This window comes from Micromonospora musae, assembly GCF_003626635.1.
Lineage (GTDB): Bacteria > Actinomycetota > Actinomycetes > Mycobacteriales > Micromonosporaceae > Micromonospora > Micromonospora musae.
In genome coordinates this window covers 313168-331718 of sequence record NZ_RAZT01000007.1, presented here as the reverse complement: position 1 = coordinate 331718, position 18551 = coordinate 313168, and the positions used below count along the sequence as shown (strand labels likewise).

General features: G+C 74.4%; 19 protein-coding genes. 12 read left to right on the top strand and 7 right to left on the bottom strand.

Going from position 1 to position 18551, the window contains the following annotated elements; genetic code table 11:
• Positions 1–32 precede the first annotated feature (32 nt).
• Complete coding sequence (locus tag D7044_RS16120) at positions 33–3329, bottom strand: AfsR/SARP family transcriptional regulator (protein ID WP_120689412.1); 3297 nt, start codon at positions 3327–3329, stop codon at positions 33–35.
• Between the two features lie 144 nt (positions 3330–3473).
• On the opposite strand from D7044_RS16120, the gene D7044_RS16115 reads away from it, so the two are divergent.
• The 3 genes from D7044_RS16115 to D7044_RS16105 all read left to right on the top strand — a co-directional run bounded on the left by D7044_RS16115 (position 3474) and on the right by D7044_RS16105 (position 6108).
• Entirely contained in the window at positions 3474–4346 is an 873-nt protein-coding gene (locus D7044_RS16115) for an alpha/beta hydrolase (protein WP_120689411.1), read from the top strand.
• A gap of 152 nt (positions 4347–4498) precedes the next feature.
• Positions 4499–4834: a YciI family protein gene (locus D7044_RS16110; protein WP_120689410.1), complete on the top strand. Its 336-nt coding sequence runs from the start codon at positions 4499–4501 to the stop codon at positions 4832–4834.
• A gap of 11 nt (positions 4835–4845) precedes the next feature.
• Positions 4846–6108, top strand: coding sequence for an RNA polymerase sigma factor (locus D7044_RS16105; RefSeq protein WP_120673556.1), 1263 nt, complete (start codon positions 4846–4848; stop codon positions 6106–6108).
• 56 nt (positions 6109–6164) lie between these two features.
• On the opposite strand, the gene D7044_RS16100 is transcribed toward D7044_RS16105, so the two are convergent.
• Positions 6165–7073 carry an LLM class flavin-dependent oxidoreductase gene (locus D7044_RS16100; protein WP_120689409.1) on the bottom strand — a complete coding sequence of 303 codons (909 nt, stop codon included), beginning with the start codon at positions 7071–7073 and terminating at the stop codon, positions 6165–6167.
• The gene (locus tag D7044_RS16095) at positions 7070–9376 is read right to left on the bottom strand and encodes an LLM class flavin-dependent oxidoreductase (RefSeq protein ID WP_120689408.1); all 2307 of its coding nucleotides are present in this window, start codon (positions 9374–9376) and stop codon (positions 7070–7072) included. Before D7044_RS16095 ends, D7044_RS16100 begins: the two co-directional genes overlap by 4 nt.
• Before the next feature lie 134 nt (positions 9377–9510).
• Here D7044_RS16095 and D7044_RS16090 point away from each other — a divergent pair, with 134 nt between their 5' ends.
• Genes D7044_RS16090 through D7044_RS16080 form a run of 3 tightly spaced genes read left to right on the top strand, consistent with a single transcriptional unit; the run spans position 9511 to position 11818 of the window.
• The gene (locus D7044_RS16090; RefSeq protein ID WP_120673956.1) at positions 9511–9990 is read left to right on the top strand and encodes a MarR family winged helix-turn-helix transcriptional regulator; all 480 of its coding nucleotides are present in this window, start codon (positions 9511–9513) and stop codon (positions 9988–9990) included.
• Positions 9991–10043: 53 nt separating this feature from the next.
• Positions 10044–10865, top strand: a complete 822-nt coding sequence (locus tag D7044_RS16085; protein ID WP_120689462.1) for an MEDS domain-containing protein — start codon at positions 10044–10046, stop codon at positions 10863–10865.
• Positions 10862–11818, top strand: a complete 957-nt coding sequence (locus D7044_RS16080; protein WP_120689407.1) for a sensor histidine kinase — start codon at positions 10862–10864, stop codon at positions 11816–11818. The genes D7044_RS16085 and D7044_RS16080 overlap by 4 nt, the downstream gene beginning before the upstream one ends.
• Positions 11819–11953: 135 nt before the next feature.
• Here D7044_RS16080 and D7044_RS16075 read toward each other — a convergent pair whose 3' ends face one another.
• The 3 genes from D7044_RS16075 to D7044_RS16065 form a co-directional block, all read right to left on the bottom strand.
• Positions 11954–12172: a hypothetical protein gene (locus D7044_RS16075; protein WP_120673560.1), complete on the bottom strand. Its 219-nt coding sequence runs from the start codon at positions 12170–12172 to the stop codon at positions 11954–11956.
• A gap of 80 nt (positions 12173–12252) precedes the next feature.
• The gene (locus D7044_RS16070; RefSeq protein WP_120689406.1) at positions 12253–12711 is read right to left on the bottom strand and encodes a hypothetical protein; all 459 of its coding nucleotides are present in this window, start codon (positions 12709–12711) and stop codon (positions 12253–12255) included.
• Between the two features lie 3 nt (positions 12712–12714).
• Positions 12715–15153: a molybdopterin oxidoreductase family protein gene (locus tag D7044_RS16065; RefSeq protein ID WP_120673562.1), complete on the bottom strand. Its 2439-nt coding sequence runs from the start codon at positions 15151–15153 to the stop codon at positions 12715–12717.
• Positions 15154–15292: 139 nt separating this feature from the next.
• Between D7044_RS16065 and D7044_RS16060 the strand changes: the two genes are divergently transcribed.
• Together D7044_RS16060 and D7044_RS32430 are read left to right on the top strand one after the other, a co-directional pair.
• Positions 15293–15817 carry a DUF421 domain-containing protein gene (locus D7044_RS16060; protein ID WP_233562878.1) on the top strand — a complete coding sequence of 175 codons (525 nt, stop codon included), beginning with the start codon at positions 15293–15295 and terminating at the stop codon, positions 15815–15817.
• A gap of 96 nt (positions 15818–15913) precedes the next feature.
• Positions 15914–16072, top strand: a complete 159-nt coding sequence (locus D7044_RS32430; RefSeq protein WP_158609259.1) for a hypothetical protein — start codon at positions 15914–15916, stop codon at positions 16070–16072.
• A gap of 52 nt (positions 16073–16124) precedes the next feature.
• On the opposite strand, the gene D7044_RS16055 is transcribed toward D7044_RS32430, so the two are convergent.
• Entirely contained in the window at positions 16125–16532 is a 408-nt protein-coding gene (locus D7044_RS16055; RefSeq protein WP_120689405.1) for a four-helix bundle copper-binding protein, read from the bottom strand.
• A 186-nt stretch (positions 16533–16718) separates the two neighbouring features.
• Here D7044_RS16055 and D7044_RS32425 point away from each other — a divergent pair, with 186 nt between their 5' ends.
• From D7044_RS32425 to D7044_RS16040, 4 genes are read left to right on the top strand one after another with little or no spacing between them, the layout of a single operon-like run.
• Positions 16719–17075: a hypothetical protein gene (locus D7044_RS32425; RefSeq protein ID WP_158609260.1), complete on the top strand. Its 357-nt coding sequence runs from the start codon at positions 16719–16721 to the stop codon at positions 17073–17075.
• Entirely contained in the window at positions 17072–17575 is a 504-nt protein-coding gene (locus D7044_RS32420) for a universal stress protein (RefSeq protein ID WP_158610012.1), read from the top strand. Before D7044_RS32425 ends, D7044_RS32420 begins: the two co-directional genes overlap by 4 nt.
• Before the next feature lie 38 nt (positions 17576–17613).
• On the top strand, positions 17614–17943 hold the full coding sequence (locus D7044_RS16045; RefSeq protein WP_187398931.1) for an SAV_915 family protein: 330 nt from the start codon (positions 17614–17616) through the stop codon (positions 17941–17943).
• Positions 17944–18546 (top strand): winged helix-turn-helix domain-containing protein, encoded by a 603-nt coding sequence (locus D7044_RS16040; RefSeq protein WP_325050898.1) that lies wholly within the window; start codon positions 17944–17946, stop codon positions 18544–18546.
• Positions 18547–18551: the final 5 nt, after the last annotated feature.

Here is an 18551-nt window from a genome sequence, read left to right as displayed (position 1 = left end):
GCCACTCTCCGGCCCGGGGCACCCGAGCGGCGTCACGACGCCGCCGTGAGACGCGCCGCGATCTCCCGAGCCGTCCGGTCGTGGGCGACGGCCTCGTCGTCGCGACGGAGCGCCCTGGCCAGGTCGGCCAGGTGCCGGGCCACCGGACCGAAGCTGAGCACGCCGCTGCCCGCCCCGGCCAGCTCGGCCGCGGCGGGCAGCAGCTCGGCGTACGCGTACCGCATCGTGGGCTCGTCGCCGACGGCGAGCGCGGCCCGGGCGGTCAGGCAGAGGCGGGCCTCCCGGAGCAGGTCGTGCGGCGACTCGGGCAGCGCGCGCAGGGCGGCGACGGTCTCGTCCCGGCGGCCGGCGGCGGCCACCTCCAGCGCCCGCACCCACGGCTCGTACGGCCCCCGGTCAGCCTCGCCGGGCACCTGCCCCGCCGACGCGAGCGCGTCCAGCGGCCGCAACGAGAGCAGCGCGAGCGGCAGCAGACCCTCGGCCAGGCCGGGCATTCCCGCCGCCGGGGTCCGGGCCGCCGCCCGACGGTAGGCGACCGCCGCGTCGGCGCGGCGTCCGAGCAGGGCGAGGCGCAGCGCGGCGTACCACTCGGTGAAGACACCCACGAGGGGCAGGTCGTGCCGGACGGCGAGCCGGTCGGCGGCGGCCGCCGCCGCGTCGGCGGTGCTGAGGTCGGCCAGCGCGCAGCTCGCCTGCACCACGATGAGATGACCGAGCACCTCGAAGGTCACCAGGTCGTGCCGGGCCGCCAGGTCGACCAGCTCCGCGCCGAGCCGCGCCCGCTGCGGGGCCAGGCCGGTCCGCTCGAAGGTGTGCATGAAGCGGGCGTTGAGCGCGAACGCCAGCAGCGCCGGTCGGTGCAGTCGCCGCGCGATCGTCTCGGCCTCGACGGCCGCCCGACGTCCACGGTCGCCGGTGCTGCCCCGCAGCTCCAGAGCGAGCGTGCTGAGCAGCCGGCTCCGCAGCTCCGGGTCGTCCGCGCCGGCCGCGCCGAGCGTCCGGTCGGCGGCCGCCACGATCCGGTGGGAGAGCTCCTCGTCGTCGTTGCGGGTCCACACCGCCGGCACGTCGAAGGCGGAGAGCACCGCGGCGACCAGGGCCGGATCGTCGAGCGTCTCGGCCGTGCCGATCGCCTCGGCCCGGTAGCGACGGGTGCGGTCCAGCTGGCCGGTCACGGCCAGCGCCCGGCCGAGGCCCATCATCGCCACCAGCCGCCCGCGCACGTCGGCGTCGCCGGCCCGGTCGTGGGCGTCCACCGCCTGCTGCCACAGCCGGGCCGCCTGATGCGGGTGGGCGCGCCGTTCGGCCTGCTCGGCGGCGACCCGGGCGTACCGGCCGGCGCGCCCGGCGGTGGCCCGGCTCGCCGCTTCGCCGAAGTGGTGGGCGAGGGTCACCACGTCGTCGGGGTGCAGCCGCTCGATCGCCTCCCCGGCGGCGGTGTGCCAACGGGCCCGGCGCGGCGCGGAGAGGTCACCGTAGATCGTGTCCCGGACCAGGACGTGGGTGAACCGCAGCTCGCCGCCCTGCTCGGTGAGGAACCCGGCGGCCAGCGCCTGGTCCAGCGCGTCGAGCACCATCACGTCGTCACCGGCGAGGACGGCCAGCACCTCCGGATCGACGTCCCGGCCGAGGACCGCGGCCTGCCGCAGCACGTCCTGCGCCGCCACCGGAAGCCGGTCGAGCCGGTGCCGGATGACGTCCCGAACCCCGGCGGGCACCCGCTCCAACGCCGCGTCACCCTCGGTCGCGAGGAGCCGGGCCAACTCCCGTACGAAGAACGGGTTGCCACCGCTGCGGCGGTGGATCGAGCGCACGACGGCCGCGTCCAGGTCCCGCCCGGCGACGGCTCGGGCGAGCGCGCCGGTCGCCGATTCGGCGAGCCCGCCCAGGTAGACGCGGAGGGGCTCGATCCGGGCGAGCCGGGCCAGCGCCGTGGTCAGCTCCGGCGTGATCTCGGTGGCCCGGTAGGTGCCGAGCACCGACACCGGGCCGCTCACCGGTTCCGGGCCGGTGAGCAGTGCGGAGAGCAGGTCGAGGGTGCCCTCGTCCGCGCGGTGCAGGTCGTCGAGGACCAGCAGCACCGGTCCGCGTCCCGCCGCCTCGGTGAGCTGTGCCGCGGCGGCGCGGTGCAGGCGGAACCGGGCGACGGCCGGATCATCCTCGACGCCCGCCGGGTTCTCCGCCTCGACACCGGGTGGCCCGGTTCCGGTCGCCGCGGTCAGCTGGTCGGCGATCTGCCGCCACGGCCAGGCGACCGGAGCGCCGTCGTACTCGGGGCTGCGACCCCACGCCGTGGTCCAGCCGGCGGCCGCGAGCTCGACGGTCAGCGCCTCGGCGAGCGCGGACTTGCCGGCGCCCGCGTCCCCGGAGATCAGGGCGAGGCTCGGGGAGCGGCCCTCGGCGAGCTGCTCGGCCGCCTGTCGGAGGCGAACCAGTTCGTCGTCCCGCCCGACGAGCGGGCGCCGCCCCGCCCCGGTCACCCCACGGTCGGGCGGGATGCGGGGGCCGGCCGACGCCGTGGCCGCCGGGGCGGATGCGGGGCCGGCGAGGTGCGGCGCCTGGGCGAGGACGTCCGCCTCCAGTTGCCGCAGCCGGGGGCCGGGGTCGACGCCGAGCCGCGTCACCAGCGTCTCCCGGGCACGGCGTAGCGCCGCCAGGGCGTCGCCCTGCCGGTCCGCGCGGTACAGGGCGAGGGCCAGCAACCGCCAGGCGTCCTCGCGCAGCGGCTGGTCGGCGACGTGCGCCCGTAGGTCGGAGGCGGCCTCGGCGGCCCGACCGGAGGAGAGCAGCGCCTCGGCCCGCCGCTCGACGGCCAGCAGCCGCAGCTCGTCGAGCCGGTCGATCTCCGCGCGGGCCCAGCTGCGGCCGGCGTACTCGGCGTAGGCGGGGCCGCGCCACAGGGCGAGCGCCTCGTCGAGGCGGGCGAGCGCCTCGCCGGGTTTGCCGCCGGTGAGCAGCTCCGCCGACTCGCCGACGGCCGCCTCGAATCGCCACGCGTCCACCGCGCCGTCGGCGAGGTGCAGCGCGTATCCGGGCGGCACGGTCACCAGCAGGCGGGGCGGTTGGCGGGGCGGTCGCTCGGGTTCCAGGGCCCGGCGCAGGTCGGCGACGAAGGTGCGCAGCGCGGCCACGGCCCCGTCCGGCGGTTCCGCCCAGAGCGCGTCGAGCAGCCGGTCGACCGGCACCACCCGCCCCCGGGCGACCAGCAGCCGGGCCAGTACGGCGCGCTGGCGGGCACCCCGCAGCGCCACCGGGCCACGGGCGTCGTCGGCGCGTACCTCCCCGAGGACGCCGAACATCACCGGGGAGGTGGCCGGCTCGCTGGTCATGGCCCCAATCTAGGTCGACTCCGCGGCGGCCGAGCAGCCACTCATCCGACGCTGATCGGTTGCTGATCGGTCGGGCGCAGGCTCGACGCGTACCGGCTGGGGCGGCGTCCCCGCCCCGGGCCTCCGACAGCGAAAGGTCCCCTCGTGGAGATCAAGGGTTTCGACTACCAGCGCGTCACCGTCGCGGACGGTGTGACGCTCCAGGCGGCGGTGGGCGGCTCCGGCAGCCCCGTCGTGTTGTTGCACGGCTTCCCGCAGACCCATCTCATGTGGCGGCACGTCGCCGCCGATCTCGCCGCGGACCACACGGTGATCTCCCCCGACCTGCGCGGGTACGGCGCCAGCGACAAGCCCGTCGACACCGACGGGGAGCGGTACGCCAAGCGGACGATGGCCGCCGACATCGTGGCGCTGGCCCGGGCGCTGGGCCACGAGCGGTTCGCCCTGGCCGGGCATGACCGGGGTGCGCTGGTCGCCGTGCGGGCCGGCCTCGATCATCCGGACGCCGTCACCCACCTCGCCGCGCTGGACGTGCTGCCCACCCTCGACATGTGGGACGTCCTGCACGGCACCACCGCCGCCGTCGGCTTCCACCTGTACCTCATGGCCCAGCCGCCCGGCCTGCCGGAGCAGCTGATCAGCGGAAGCCCGGACGCCTTCTTCGGGCACTTCCTGGATGTCTGGACCCGCGACCCGGCGGCTCTCCCGGCCGACGTGCGGGCCGCGTACCTGGCGGCGTCCCGGGCGGCGGTCCCCTCGATCGTGGCCGACTACCGGGCGTCGGCCGGGATCGACGTCGTGCACGATCGGGCCGACCTGTCGGCGGGGAACCGGCTGCGGATGCCGGTGACCGTGCTCCAGCAGGACTGGGGTGCCGCTCTCGGCTACGACGCGGCGGCGCTGTGGCGGGCCTGGGCGCCGGATCTGGAGCACCGCACCGTCTCCTGCGGCCACTTCATGGCGGAGGAGGCGCCGGCCGAGGTCGTCGCGGCGCTGCGCGCCCTGCTGGCCCGGTAGCTGCTCGTTCGGTAGCGGCAGCCCGGCCCGCGTCACCTCGGCGGGCGATCAGCGCGCAGAGCGACGAGAATTTTCTGTGGGGCGTGTCGATTGGCGCCGGCCCCGTTCGTCGTCAGAACGTAAGGCAGCCGGAGAGACGACAGGAGTCGGACATGAAGTACATGCTGCTGATCTACAGCGGTTCCGCGGACGCACCGGACCCGTGCACCGTCGAGGACTGGGTGGCCTTCGACAAGGCGGTCGCGGAGGCCGGGATCCTGGTCTCCGGCCACTCGCTGGCCGACCTGACCACCGCCACCACGGTGCACGTCGCCGAGACCGGCGAGCGGGCCGTCACCGACGGGCCGTTCGCCGAGTCGCGGGAGGTGCTCGGCGGCTACTACGTCATCGACGTGCCGGACCTCGACGTCGCCGTGGAGTGGGCCGCGCGCTGCCCCGGGGCACGCGGCAACGGGGCGATGGAAGTCCGGCCGGTCGCCGAGTTCTGAGGTCGAGCGGAGTGGACGAGCGGGCAGCCGGCACGCGCTCCTCGGTCGAGGCGGTGTTCCGCGAGGAGCACGGCCGGCTGCTCGCCGCCCTGGTGCACCGCTTCGGCGATCTCGACCTCGCCGAGGACGTCGCCTCCGAGGCGATCGAGGCGGCCCTGCTGCACTGGCCGGTCGACGGCGTACCGTCCCGGCCCGGCGCCTGGCTGCTCACCACCGCCCGCCGCCGGGCCGTCGACCGGCTCCGGCGCGACCAGGCGTACGCGGCCCGGCTGGCGCTCATCGCGGCCGAGGCGGAGCGGGCCGACGCGGCCGCCCCGGTGAGCGACGACGACGGCCTCCCCGACGAGCGGTTGCGGCTCTTCTTCACCTGCGCCCACCCGGCGCTGCCGGCTGCGGACCGTGGCGCGTTGACCCTGCGCTACCTGGCCGGACTGACCACGCCCGAGGTGGCCCGGGCCTACCTGGTGCCGACGGCGACCATGGCCCAGCGGTTGGTACGGGCGAAACGGAAGATCTCCGAGGCGCGCATCCCGTTCCGGGTGCCCGAGCCGGCGGAGCTGCCGGGGCGCCTGCCCGGCGTGCTCCAGGCGGTCTACTCGATCTTCACCGAGGGGTACGCGGCCAGCTCCGGCCCACGGCTCCAGCGGCTCGACCTCGCCGAGGAGGCCATCCGGCTGGCCCGGATCCTGCGCGGGCTGCTGCCCACCCAGCGGGAGGTCGCCGGCCTGCTCGGGCTCATGCTGCTCGTCCACGCCCGGTGGGACGCCCGGATCGGCGCCGACGGTGAACTGGTGCTCCTCGACGCCCAGGACCGCACCCGGTGGGACCGCGACATGATCAACGAAGGGCGCTCCCTGGTGCTCGTCGCGCTCACCGGCGGCACGCCCGGCCCGTACGGCGTACAGGCCGCGATAGCGGCGCTGCACGACGAGGCGGCCGACGAGGCGTCCACCGACTGGCCGCAGGTGGTGGCGCTCTACGACGTACTCCTCGCGTTGACCCCCTCGCCGGTGGTGGCCCTGAACCGGGCCGTGGCGGTCGCGATGCGGGACGGCCCGGAGGCCGGCCTCGCGCTCCTGGACGAGCTGGCCGGCGAGGCACAGCTACGCGGCTACCACCCCTACCCCGCCGCCCGGGCCGGTCTGCTGCACCGGCTCGGCCGGCACGCGGAGGCGGCCGCCGCCTACCGGGAGGCGCTCGACCTGGCCGGCACCGAGCCGGAGCGGGAGCACCTGCGTGGCCGGCTCGCCGCCGTCGACCCGACCGACGGTTGACCGCCGGCCCCACCGAACCGGGGGCCGGGACACCGCAACCGGCCGGTGCGGTCGGGTCAACGCGCGGTGCGGGCCCGCTCCTCGGCGACCAGCTCCCGGGTGGCCGGGGCGACCTCGGCGGCGAAGACCTCGATGGTGGCGGGATCGTCGGCCATCAGGATGAAGGCGCTCACCCCGTACTCCAGGGTCAGGCCGGCGAGATCCTCTGCCCACTGCTCCGGCGGGCCGTTGAGCAGCGACCGGCCGGTGGGCGAGAACTCGCCACCGATGTTGAGCAGCCGCCGGATCTGTGCCGGCTCCCGACCCGCCGCCACGGCGGCCTCGTCGATCTGCTCGTTCATCGGGGTCAGCTCGGCCGGTCCGTTCTGGAAGTACGGCAGGGACGGCAGCCAGCCGTCGGCCATCCGCCCGGTCAGCCGCAGCATCCGCGGCTTGTACGCGCCGACCCACACGTTCACGTCGTGCGCGGGGGCGGGCCCCCGCTTGGCGCCGTTCACCCGGTAGTGCTCGCCGTCGACGCGTACGCCGCCGGGCCTGTCGGCCGCCCAGACCTCGCGGATGATCCGGATCGCCTCGTCGAGCGCCGTGATCGCCTGGCCCGCGCTGCGTCGCGGGCCGCCCATCGCCTCGATGGCGTCCCAGTACGCGCCCGCGCCGATGCCCAGCTCGAACCGCCCGCCGCTGAGCAGGTCGAGGCTGGCCGCGCTGCGGGCGATCATGGCGGGCTGCCGCAGCGGCAGGTTGAGCACGTTGGCGCTGAGGTGCACGCGCTCGGTGCGCGCGGCCACGTAGCTCAGCAGCGTCCAGGTGTCGTGGAAGCGCGGCTGGTACGGGTGGTCCTGGAAGGTGACCAGGTCCAGCCCGGCGCGGTCGGCGACGACTGCCAGGTCGACGGCGTGCCGGACGGGTTGCACGGTGGGCGTGGCGAAGGTGCCGAACAGTAGGTCGTGCCCGTAGTCGGTCATGGCGTCGTCCTCGATGCGGTGTCGGGTGTGATGGCGAAGTTGTCGCGGAAGAGGCCGTCCGGGTCGTAGCGCTTCTTCAGCGTGCGCAGCCGGGCCAGCGTGCGGGGCGGGAACGCCTCGGTGAGGCGTTCCGGCCGCAGGTCGGTCTCGAAGCTGAGGTACGTGCCGCTCAGGTGCTCGGTGAGCAGGTCGTCCCAGAGCGCGTCGAGCCGGGCCCGGTGCCGCCCGAAGGCGGTCACGTGGAAGTTGGACCCGCGGTGGCTCCAGGCCATCGCGTCCGGGTCCACGTCGGTGACCGCCCCGCCGATCGAGCGGATGTGGAAGAAGTAGACGACGCCGCTGGTCAGCAGTCGGGCGGCGGCCGCCGCGAACTCGGCGGTGAGGTGGGTGATCAACCCGGTGCGGGAGATCGGTTCACCCTGCGCCTGGTGCGGCGCGTCGCTCGCGTTCGCCATCACCGAGGCGTACGAGGTGATGACGACCTGCTGGTCGTACCCGGGCGCGACGTCGGCGAGCGGCTGGAGCTGGGCGACGATCGTGGCGGGATCGTCCGAGTCGACCATCGCCATCACCTGCGCGACCGCCGGTTGACCCATCCGGGGCGGGCCCATGATGATCGCGCTGGTCAGGTCGCGCGGCGCGGCCTCGACCGCGGCGCCCCAGCGGGTGAGCAGACCGGCGGGGTCACCGGCGTCGAGTGCGAACTGGGCCCAACCGACCGGCCCGACCTCGTCCACCTCGAACTCCAACGCGGTCACCACGCCGAAGTTGGCGCCGGCGCCGCGTACCGCCCAGAAGAGGTCGGGGTTCTCCGTCTCGCTCGCCCGCGCGACGCGGCCGTCGGCGAGGACCAGCTCGACGGCGCGGAGGTGGTCGATGGTGAGCCCGTGCTTGCGCGCCAGCCAACCGACACCAGCCGCGGTGGCCAGCCCGCCCACGCCGACCCCGCCGTAGTCGCCGGAGGTGAGCGCCCAGCCGTACGGGGCCAGCGCCTGGGCGACGTCCGTCCAACGCGCGCCGGGACCGATCCGGACCAGGCGGCGGGCCTCGTCGAGCACCTCGATGCCGTTCAGCTCGCCGACGTCGAGGACGATGCCGCCGTCGTTCGTCGACCGGCCGCTGATGCCGTGCCCGCCGCTGCGGATGCCGAGCGGCAGGTGCCGGTGCGCGCGGGCGAAGGCGAGCGCGTCGGCCACCTCGGCCGGGGTACGCGGCCGAAGGACGAGACCGGGCGCGCCGCCGCGCAGGTAGTTCGACTTCACCCGGGAGTAGTCGATGTCGCCGGGCTCCACGGCGCGGTCGGCCAGGGAGGCGGGCAGCTCGTCGTACGCGATGCCGGGACGCCGCCTGGCGCGGACCGCGCCGCTGCGCGCGGCGGTGCGAGGCAGCGGCGCGGGCAGGGCCCGGTCGGCCGCCTCCCGCAGGGCGGGCGCCACCTCCCGGGCGAACCGCTCCATGGTCGCCACGTCATCGGTGATCAGGATGAATGTGCCGACACCGTCCTCGACGACCAGCGGCAGCAGGTCCTCGACCCAGCCGGCGGCCGGTCCGTGCAGGAAGCCCTGGCGGGTGTCGGTGAAGCGTCCGGAGACGTTGAGCAGTCGGCGGATCTCCGAAGGGCCGCGGCCCGCCTCGCGGGCCGCCTCGTCAATGAGCTTGTTGCCGGCCCGGACCGCGTCGGGCGTGGCCGGGTCGAGGGTGCTGAGCCACCCGTCGGCCGTCGCGCCGACCAGCCGCAGCAGCCGGGGGTCGGTTCCGCCGAGCCAGATCGGGATGTGGTGGGCCGGTAGCGGACCCCCCGCCGCCCCGTCGAGGCGGTGGTGTTCGCCGCGGTAGCGAACCGGTGCCGGGTCGCCGGCGTCGAGCATGGCCCGGACGACGTCGACCGACTCGCCGAGCGCGTCGACGGCCGCTCCCGGTTCGAGCGCGGGGCCGCCCAGCGCCTCGACGGCGGCGAGCCCGCCGGGGGCCCGGTCGCTCTCGCCGGTGCCGAGGGCGAGTTCCAGCCGCCCGCCGGAGAGGAGGTCGAGGCTGGCGGCGGAGCGGGCGAGCAGGGCCGGGGGCCGCATCGGGGTGGTGAGCACGTTCGCGGCGAGGTGGATCCGGTCGGTCCGGCCGGCGACCCAGGCGAGCAGCGTCCACGTGTCCAGGTGGGCGGGCTGGTCGGGGTCGTCGGAGAAGGTGACCAGGTCGTAGCCGAGCGCCTCGCTGCGCCGGGCGAGCGCCACCGGGGTGTCGGGCGACGCGTTCACCGGCGTGACGAACGTGCCGAACTCGAGGCGGTGGCCGTAGCTGCCTGACACGACTGCCTCCCAAAGGTTGATGCGTCAACCAGACTACGGCGCGCACGGTGGATGCGCGTGTGATCCCGGTCATCCCCGACCGGCCCCGGTTCCCGACCCGGGCGGTCGACCCCATCCCGAATTACGCTGGTCGGATGGGCGAATCCGGCAACCGGCTCGACGGGCGCGAGTACCAGAGCTGGCGCGCCTTCCACCGGATGCACGACCAGCTCTCGCTCGCCCTCAACCAGCACCTCCAGCGGGACGCGGGAATCTCCGAGCCCGACTTCCAGGTGCTCGCCGCGCTGGCCGAGGCACCGGGGCAGGCGCTGCGGTCCCGCGAACTCCGCGAGGAGCTCCAGTGGGAGAAGAGCCGGCTCGCCCACCAGCTCCGCCGGATGGAGCAGCGCGGCCTGGTCCTGCGGGACGACTGCCCGGAGGACGCCCGGTCGGCCACCGTCCGGATCACCGACACCGGCCTGGCCGGCGTGCGCACCGCCGCGCAGGCCCACGCGGCCCTGGTCCGCGAACTCTTCTTCGACGCGCTCACCCCGGCACAGCTCGACGCCTTCGACGAGGCCGGCGCGGCGGTGATCGAGCGGCTGCGGCAGCGCTGCCCGGCGGAGGCGCCGTGACCGGGCGAGTGGCCCTAAACTGCCCGCATGGGGCAGCGGGCGTGATCAGCGGCATGACGCCTTCGACGACGTACGGGCACGTCTGCTGGGTCTATGACGATCCGGCCGCGCTCGACCAGGCGGCCCGGACGTTCCTCACCGCCGGCCTCGCCGCCGGCGAACGGCTCTGGTACGTCACCGCCGGCCCGGTCGAGCCGGTGGTCGCGAGGCTCACCACCACCCCGGCGCTGGGCGACGCGCTGGCCCGCGGGGCGGCCGAGGTGGTGTCGCTGCCCGACACCTACCCCTCCGGCGCCGTCGTGGACGGCCCCGCCCAGGTGCGGGCGTACGCGGCGGCCACCGAGGCCGCCCTCGCCGCCGGTTACCGCGGCCTGCGGGTGGTCGCCGAAGCCACCCCGCTGGTCCGCACCCCGGCCCAGCTCGACGCCTTCACCCGCTACGAGCACCTGGTCGACCGGTACATGCGCGCCCGGCCCTTCCGGGCGATGTGCGCGTACGACCGGCGGGAGATCGACGGCCGCGCGGTGGCCGAGCTGGCCTGCCTGCACCCGGAGACGAACGCCGTCGAGGCCCCGTTCCAGCTCTTCGCCTGGGACGGAACGGGCCACCGCGCGGGCCTGACCGGGGAGCTGGACGAGACCGGCGAGGAGCTCTTCGTCACCGCCCTGGAGCGGGCCGACCTGCGACCGGTCGACGGCCGGCTGGTGCTGGAGGCCCCCGGCCTGCGCTTCGTCGACCACCGGGCGCTGCTGCGGCTGCGCGAGTACGCCTGCCGCCGGAACAGCGCCGTGCTGCTGCGCTCGCCGCTCCCCGCCGCGGCGCGCCTCGCCGCCCTGCTCGATCTGCCCGGTCTCACCGTGGAGGTGGCCCGATGAGGACGGGTGCCGCCGCAGGCCACCACGGCTACTTCCACGAGGCGGTCCGCTACGACTCCGACGAGCAGCTGCTCGCCGTCGTGCTGCCGTTCCTGCTCGGCGGAGTCGAGGCCGGCGAGCCGACGTTCGTCGCCCTCGGCGAGCGCACCGGCGGGCTGGTGCGGGCCGCCCTGCCCACCGGATCGGGCGTCGAGTTCCTGACCGGCGGCAGCGTCTACGCCCGCCCCACCGCCGCGATCCGCTCCTACCGGCAGCTGCTCGCCGACCGGGTGGCCGCCGGAGCCGGTCAGATCCGGATCATCGGCGAGCTGCCGGAGGTCGCCTTCGGGGCGACCTGGGACTGGTGGGCCCGGTACGAGTCGGCGATCAACCACGCGTACGACGACTTCCCGCTCTGGAGCATGTGCGCGTACGACACCCGGATCACGCCACCGCACGTGCTCGACGAGGTGGCCCGCACCCACCCCCGGTACGCCACCCCCGGCGGAGAGCACCTGCCCAGCCCGACGTACACCGAGCCGGTCGTCTACCTGCGCGAGGAGCGCGCCGCGCCGGCCGATCCGCTCCAGGCCACCGCGCCCCTGATCGAACTGACCGATCCCACCGCCGCGCAGGCGCGCGCCGCCGTGCAGGCGGTCGACCGGGGCGTACTGCCCCCGGACGACGTCGACGATCTGATCGTGGCGGTCAGCGAGACCGTCACCAACGCGCTGCGGCACGGGCGCACCCCGGTCCGGCTACGCCTCTGGGCCGGTCCGGACCGGATCGTGGCGACCGTCAGCGACGCCGGGGACGGCCCGAAGGATCCGTTCGCCGGGCTGCTCCCGGCCGGCGACGGCGCGACCGGTGGCCTCGGACTCTGGATCACCTACCAGTCCTGCAACCACGTGAGCCTGCACCGTGGCGGCCCGGCCGGTTTCACCCTCCGGCTCACCGCCGGCAACCCGCACTGACGCCCCGCGCATCGTCCACCGCGGCACCGTCACCGGCTGCCCGGGCGCGCCGCGGCCATGGGCCGAACGCACGCGACAGCGAAGCAGGCCGCTGAGCAGTAGCTCAGCGGCCTGGGCGGGCGGGTGGGGCCACCGTCACTGGGGCAGCTGCCGCCAGGCCGGATGGTTGCCGCGCCACGCGCCGGCCAGGATGGCGGCTGCGGCCCGGCTCGGGCACTCCTGCACCCGGGACCGCCCGGATTCACCACCGATCTGGGCCTGGACCTCCCAGCGCTGCCCGTCGGTGCGGATGTACACGTCCCGGCGCCCCCGCGCCGTCCGGTCACCGTTCCACCAATGCTGCTCGACAATCACGTCGCTGACGCTATAGCACCGCTCCGACGGTGGTAAGGGCACGGCCACCGGATCGCCAGTGCCTGGCACATCGCGCGAAGTCACTCGGCCACCACCAGCGCCTGCGGGGCGGCCTGCTTCATCCGGCTACGCAGCCACTTCAGCTGCATGGCGGTCTCGCCCTCACACCGCCGGACCACCGCGAGCAGGTCCCGGTCCCGGGCGCCGTACGCGGCCTGCCCCACCACCGTCCAGCAGATGTCGCACTCGGCCGCCATCAGATAGAGGTCCTGAAGGTCGCGGAGCAGCCCGATCCCACCGCCGCGGGTACCACCGAACAACTCCGAGTGCAGCCGGTCCGGCTCGGCGGGCGCCTCCTCGGCGTACCGGGCGACGAACGGCTTCAGCAGCTCCGCGTACCCGTGGCACCGCTTCGCCTGCTGCGCGCAGAGGTGGAAGACGTCCGGCTCCTCCTGGTGCGCGGCGCCCACCTGCCCGAACGCGTCCGCGAGGTTGGTCTCGGCCCGGTGCAGCAGCCCGAGATAGAGCGCGAGATGCATGACTCACTCCCCTCCCACCTGGCTGGTCGCCTCCGCCGCCGGGCCACCGACCGTCGCCGGGATCCCGGCGACGGCGGGCGCGCTGCCGCCCACCGTCGGCGCCGGCGCCGGGACGCCCCCGCCGCCGGCAAGCCGGGTCACGGCCACCGCGGCGACCTTGAAGAGCGGCTGCTTGGAGACCGGATCCCAGGCAGTGATGGTCAACTCGTTGGCGGCCCGCGGCGTACGGTCGGCCGGGTCCTGGTCGAACCAGCCGTAGTGGAACGGCAGGAAGACCACCCCGGGGCGGATGCCGCTGAGCCGCGCCCGGGCCTGCACGGCGCCGCGCGCCGAGGAGACCCCCACCAGGTCACCCTCGCCGATGCCGAGCCGCTCGGCGTCGACCGGGTTCAGCTCCACCCAGACGTCCGGCGCGGCGGCGTTGAGCTGCGGTGCCCGGCCGGTCTTCGTACGGGTGTGGAACTGGTAGACGGTGCGGCCGGTGGTGAGCAGCATCGGATGCTCCGCGTCGGGCACCTCCGGCGACGGCCGGTACTCGTCGGCGTGCAGGAACGCCCGCCCGCCCGGCTGCTTCGCCCGGTACTCGTCGGCGAGGAGTTCGGCGCCGGTGGCCAGATCCTGGCCGTAGGTCTCGCACACCTCCGGGTCGGTGGGGAAGACCCCGTCGACGTAGAGCCGCTCCGTGCCCTCGGGTCGGGCGTCGGTGCACGGCCACTGGATGCCGCTGCCGCCCCTCAGCCGGTCGTAGCTGAGCCCGGTGTAGTCGCACGGGCGGCCCCGGGAGCACTCCTTCCACGCCTCGAACGCCTCCTCCGGCGACGTCCACCTGATCAGCGGTCGACCGTCGCGGTCACGGAAGTCCATCCGCCGCGCGTACTCCAGGAAGATGTCCAGATCGGGTCGCGCCTCGCCGGGTGACTCGACCGCCTTCTCGCTGAGGTGCACCGTCCGGTCCACGTTCGTGAAGGTGCCGGTCTTCTCGCCCCAGGTGGCACCGGGGAGCACCACGTCGGCGAACTCCGCGGTCTCGGTCAGGAAGAGATCCTGCACCACCACGAAGAGCTCGGGCCGGCGCAGGATGCGCCGGATCCGGGAGAGGTCGGGCAGGGAGACCGCCGGATTGGTGGCGCTGATCCAGAGCAGCTTGATGGAGCCCTGTTCGGCGTACCGGAAGATCTGCATGGCGTGCGTGGGCGGCGCCCAGTGCGGGATGACCTCGGAGTCGACGTTCCACAGCCGGGCCAGCTCGGCGATGTGGTCGGGGTTGTCCCAGTTGCGCAGCCCCGGCAGGTCCCCGTCCGCCCCGGTCTCCCGGGTGTTCTGCGCAGTCGGCTGGCCGTTCATCTGGTAGAGGCCGGCGCCCGGACGGCCGATCATCCCCCGGAGCAGGTGCAGGTTGTTCACCTGGCAGGCCGCCGCGGTGGCCTGGTTGGACTGGTAGAAGCCCTGCAGCACGGTGGAGAGCAGGCGCTGCGACCCGCCGAGGAGCTCGGCGGCGCGGCGTACGTCGGCGGCGGGCACGTCGCAGATCTCGGCGACGCGCTCCGGCGGGTAGCCGTCGACGGTGCGGGACAGCTCGTCGAAGCCCAGCGTGTGCGCCGCCACGTACTCCTCGTCGTACCAGCCGTTGCGGATGACCTCCCGCAGCAGCCCGTTGAGCAGCGCCATGTTGGTGCCGTTACGGATCGGCAGGTGCAGGTCGGCCTCGCGGGTCACGGCGGTGGACCGCGGGTCGACGGCGAGCATCGCCGGCGGGTTCGGACCACGGCGGCGATCCAGCATCCGCATCCAGAGCACCGCCTGGGTCTCCGCGACGTTGTGCCCCCAGAGCGCCAGCGTGTCGCAGTGGTCGATGTCGGTGTACGAGCCGGGCTGCCCGTCCGCGCCGAAGGTCGCCTTCAGCGCCGCAGCCGAGGTCGCCGTGCAGAGCCGGGTGTTGCCGTCCATGTGCGGCGTGCCGAGACCGGCCTTCCCGATCACGCCGAGCGTGTAGTACTCCTCGAGGAAGAGCTGACCGGTGGTGTAGAAGCCGAAGTGGCCCCAGCCGCCGGGGCCGTCGAGCAGCTCCTTCGACCGGTCCACGATCCGCCCCATGGCGGTGTCCCAGTCGGTCTCCACCAGCCGGTCACCGTCGCGGACGAGCGGACGGGTCAGCCGGTCGGGGCTGTGGTTGGCCTGCCAGCCGTAGAGGTCCTTCGGATCGAGCCGCCCCCGGTTGACCCGGTCCACCGCCCGGCCCCGTACGCCGACCATCCGGCCGTCCCGCACCGCGATGTCGAGCGCGTCGCCGTTGGAGTGCAGGATCGACGCTGACTGGACCCATTGGTCCACGTCCTCGGCGCGCAGATCGCCGTCGAGGAAGGTGTCCACCCGTACCGGCCACTCCTGTCCCGCCCCGTACGGGGTTCGCGGACCCCACGGGTCGGCGATCCGGTCGACCACGTCGCGCTCCCTCCGACTCCCTGCTCCGATCCTCACACCTGCCCACTGCGAATCGGGCGAAACCGCGAACCGGGGCCGATCCCGCTCGCGGCGGGACCAGGTCGAGGCATGGCACCGTGACGGCCGGGTAGCCGGACCCGTGGCCGCCTGGGAACAGTTGTTCGTTCCGAGTACACCGCTGCTGGAGACGGTCATCCGCGGCAGCGTCATGTACCTGGTGCTGTTCGGGCTGCTCCGGATCATCCTCAAGCGGGAGAGCGGCACCACCGGCGTCACCGACCTGCTGGTCATCGTGCTGCTCGCCGACGCCGCCCAGAACGGTATGTCGGGCAACTACACGTCGATCACCGACGGGGTGCTGCTCGTCGCGGTGATCATCGGGTGGTCGTACCTGCTCGACGCCGTGGCGTACGGGTGGCCGGCGGCGGCCCGGGTGATCCGGCCCAGCTCGCTGCTGCTGGTTCGCAACGGGCAGATCATGCACCGGAACATGCGTCGCGAGCTGATAACGGACGAGGAGCTGAACCAGCTGCTCCGCGAAGAGGGGGTCGACGACATCTCGAAGGTGCGGGAGGCGCGGATGGAGTCCGACGGGCAGATCAGCGTCACCACCCACCACAGCGTCGACCACCGCCGAAAGCGGCGTAGACGACAAATGCCCTGACCGGCGGGGCCAGTTTGTACCGGTGGTGGGCGGGAAAGCGGGGGGTTGCCCGGCGCGAGGCCGCGCCTCGCGCCCGTCCTACAGATGGAGGCTGAGATGACCAGCCGGGAGCAGCTGCACGACATGCGTCAGCAGGCCCACAAGATGGGCATCGAGGGCAACTCCAAGATGACGGAGAGCCAGCTCAAGGACGCCATGAAGATGGCCGGCAAGGGCATGAAACCGCAGGAAGCCAAGGAGCAGGCCAAGCGCTGACCCGTCATCCCGCCGGCTGCCCGGGCACACCCGGGCGGCCGGCGGTCGTACGTCAACTCATCGCGGCCAGCAGGTCCCGGCAGGCCTTCTCGCACTCCCGGCAGACGTCGGCGCAGATCCGGCAGTGCTCGTGCATCTCGGCGTGCCGGGCGCACTCGTCGCCGCACGCCCGGCAGGCTGTCACGCACGCCTCCAACACGCTGAGCGTCACGTTCGCGTCGTAGCCCTCGTGCCGGGAGAGCACCCGCGCGGTGGTGGTGCAGACGTCCGCGCAGTCCAGGTCGGTTCGCACGCACTTCGTCAGCTCGGCCACCATCTCGTCGCTGAGGCAGGCGTCGGCGCACGCCGTGCACGCCTGGGCACACGAGTTGATCGTGTCGATCACCGCGGCGAGCTTCGCCCGGTCCAGGTTGATCGACTTCGGGTACGCATCGAGCATCTGCCTCGTCACGCTGGCCATGGCCGGCTCCTCCGTTCGACGGCGCACTCTTGCGACCCGCCGTACCCCTGGGTGCCGCGTCCACACCTCGGACCGGAGCGCCCGCCGATGGCAGGTGTGAACGACGCGTCAAGAAGAGCCCCGTTCGCCGTCAAATCGGCGTATAGAGACGGGTAGGGCCGCCCGGTGGCGCGTCACGATGGCGACATGACCTCACGATGGTCGAGGTGGCCGGAGCCCGAGCCGGCGCCGGACGGCGTCCCACCCGGCGACGAGCCCGAACGGCGGCACGAAGCGCTGATCGGCGTACGGCTGACCGCCGCCACCCCCGGCAGCCACCTCCTGGAGTACCTGCGGACCGAGCCGTGCGCGGTGGCCGCCTGGTGGATCGCGGCGGACCTCGACGCCGTCGTACGACTCTCCGCCGACAGCCTGACGATGCTGCACCGCGCCGTGGCCGACCTGCGCCGGCGAGGCGGAGCGGAGGTCGTCGTCACGCTCAGCATCCTGCGCCCCCTCGACCTCTCCGAAGCCACCCCGAAGAGCCTGGCGACCTCGGCATGAGCCGCCCCGCCACCACCCGACGCGTCGTCGTCGGCGTCGACCGCTCCTTCTGCGGCCTGGCGGCGCTGCGTGCCGCCGTACGCCTGGCACACCAGGAGAACGCCTGCCTGTACGCGGTACGTGCGTGGGCGTACGCACCGGTCTGGCGCCCGGGCACCATGCCCTGGCTCTGGCAGGAGGACCTGGACCGCGCCGCCCGCGCGTACATCCGGGAGGCGTTCGACGCGGCGATGGGCGGCGTGCCCCGCGACGTCCCGGTACGGATCGTCGCCGAGCAGGGGTACGCCGGCCAGGTGCTGGTCGACCAGGCCTGCCGAGAGAGTGATCTCCTCGTCGTCGGCAGCCCCCGGCGCGGCCGCTTCAGCGTGGCCGGCGGGCATGTGACCCGCTACTGCGTCAGCCGCGCGCAGGTGCCCGTCGTGACGGTTCCCGCCCCGGCCTGGGCCCGCGCCGAAGTGATCCGACGCTTCGGCGCGAGCCTCGAACGATTCACCCCGTGACCGGCAACCCGCCGGTCGTACACCCGAAAGGCACCAGAATGGACGAGCTTCCGGATACCTACGTCGTCCCGGTACGCACCACACCGGGGCGGCAGGCGCTCGCCGTACGGACCGGCCGGCTACCCCAGGGGCAGCGGGTCGGTCTCGCCTTCACCGACCCGGAGCGGCTCGCCCGCGCGATGGGCGCGGACCAGCCGTGGACCCGGCTCTGCGAATCGGCGCTGCGGTCCATGCTGAGACCGCTCGGCATCGACCGGATCCAGGTCGACCCGCTCCTGGTGGCGCCTCCGGTCCGCCCCGAGGCCCCTACCGAGGCCCCCGCACCGCAGCAGCCCGTCGCCGCGCTGGCCGGAACCCGGGAGGCCTAGGTGGCACCCGAGCTCACCGTGCTGCGGCCGGTGGCCCGTCCGGCCGGACCGGCGACGGTCGACGGGGACCGTCCCGGCGTCCTCGTCGAGATCCGCATCCTGCTCCGGACGCCCGGCGACGCCACGACCGCCGCCCGGGACCTCGTAGAAGGGCTCGCCGCCCTGCTGGACGACGCGCCACGGCTCGACGACCGCCCCGCCCGCGCCACCACCGGTACGGGCGACGCCGAGCGCCGTCGGCTCACCAGGCCGGTGGAGCTGGTGACCGTACCGGTCGGTGCCGCGGCCGAACCCGCCCGGACCGGGCTGGTGCTCCGGCCGGTACGCCGTACCGCCCTGCTGGACGGCGCCCCGCTCGCGTTGACCCGCCGCGAGTACGACCTGCTGCTCTTCCTGGCCCACCGCCCGGACCAGGCGCTCGGCCGGGAGCAGCTGCTGCGCGAGGTGTGGGGCCACGGCCCCTGCCTCGGCCCGCGCACCGTGGACGTCCACGTGAGCCGGCTGCGGCACAAGCTGGCCGGCCGGGGCCCGGTCATCACCACAGTGCACGGCATCGGGTACCGCCTGGACCGCGCCGAGCGGCTGCGGATCGCCGCGGACTGACCTCG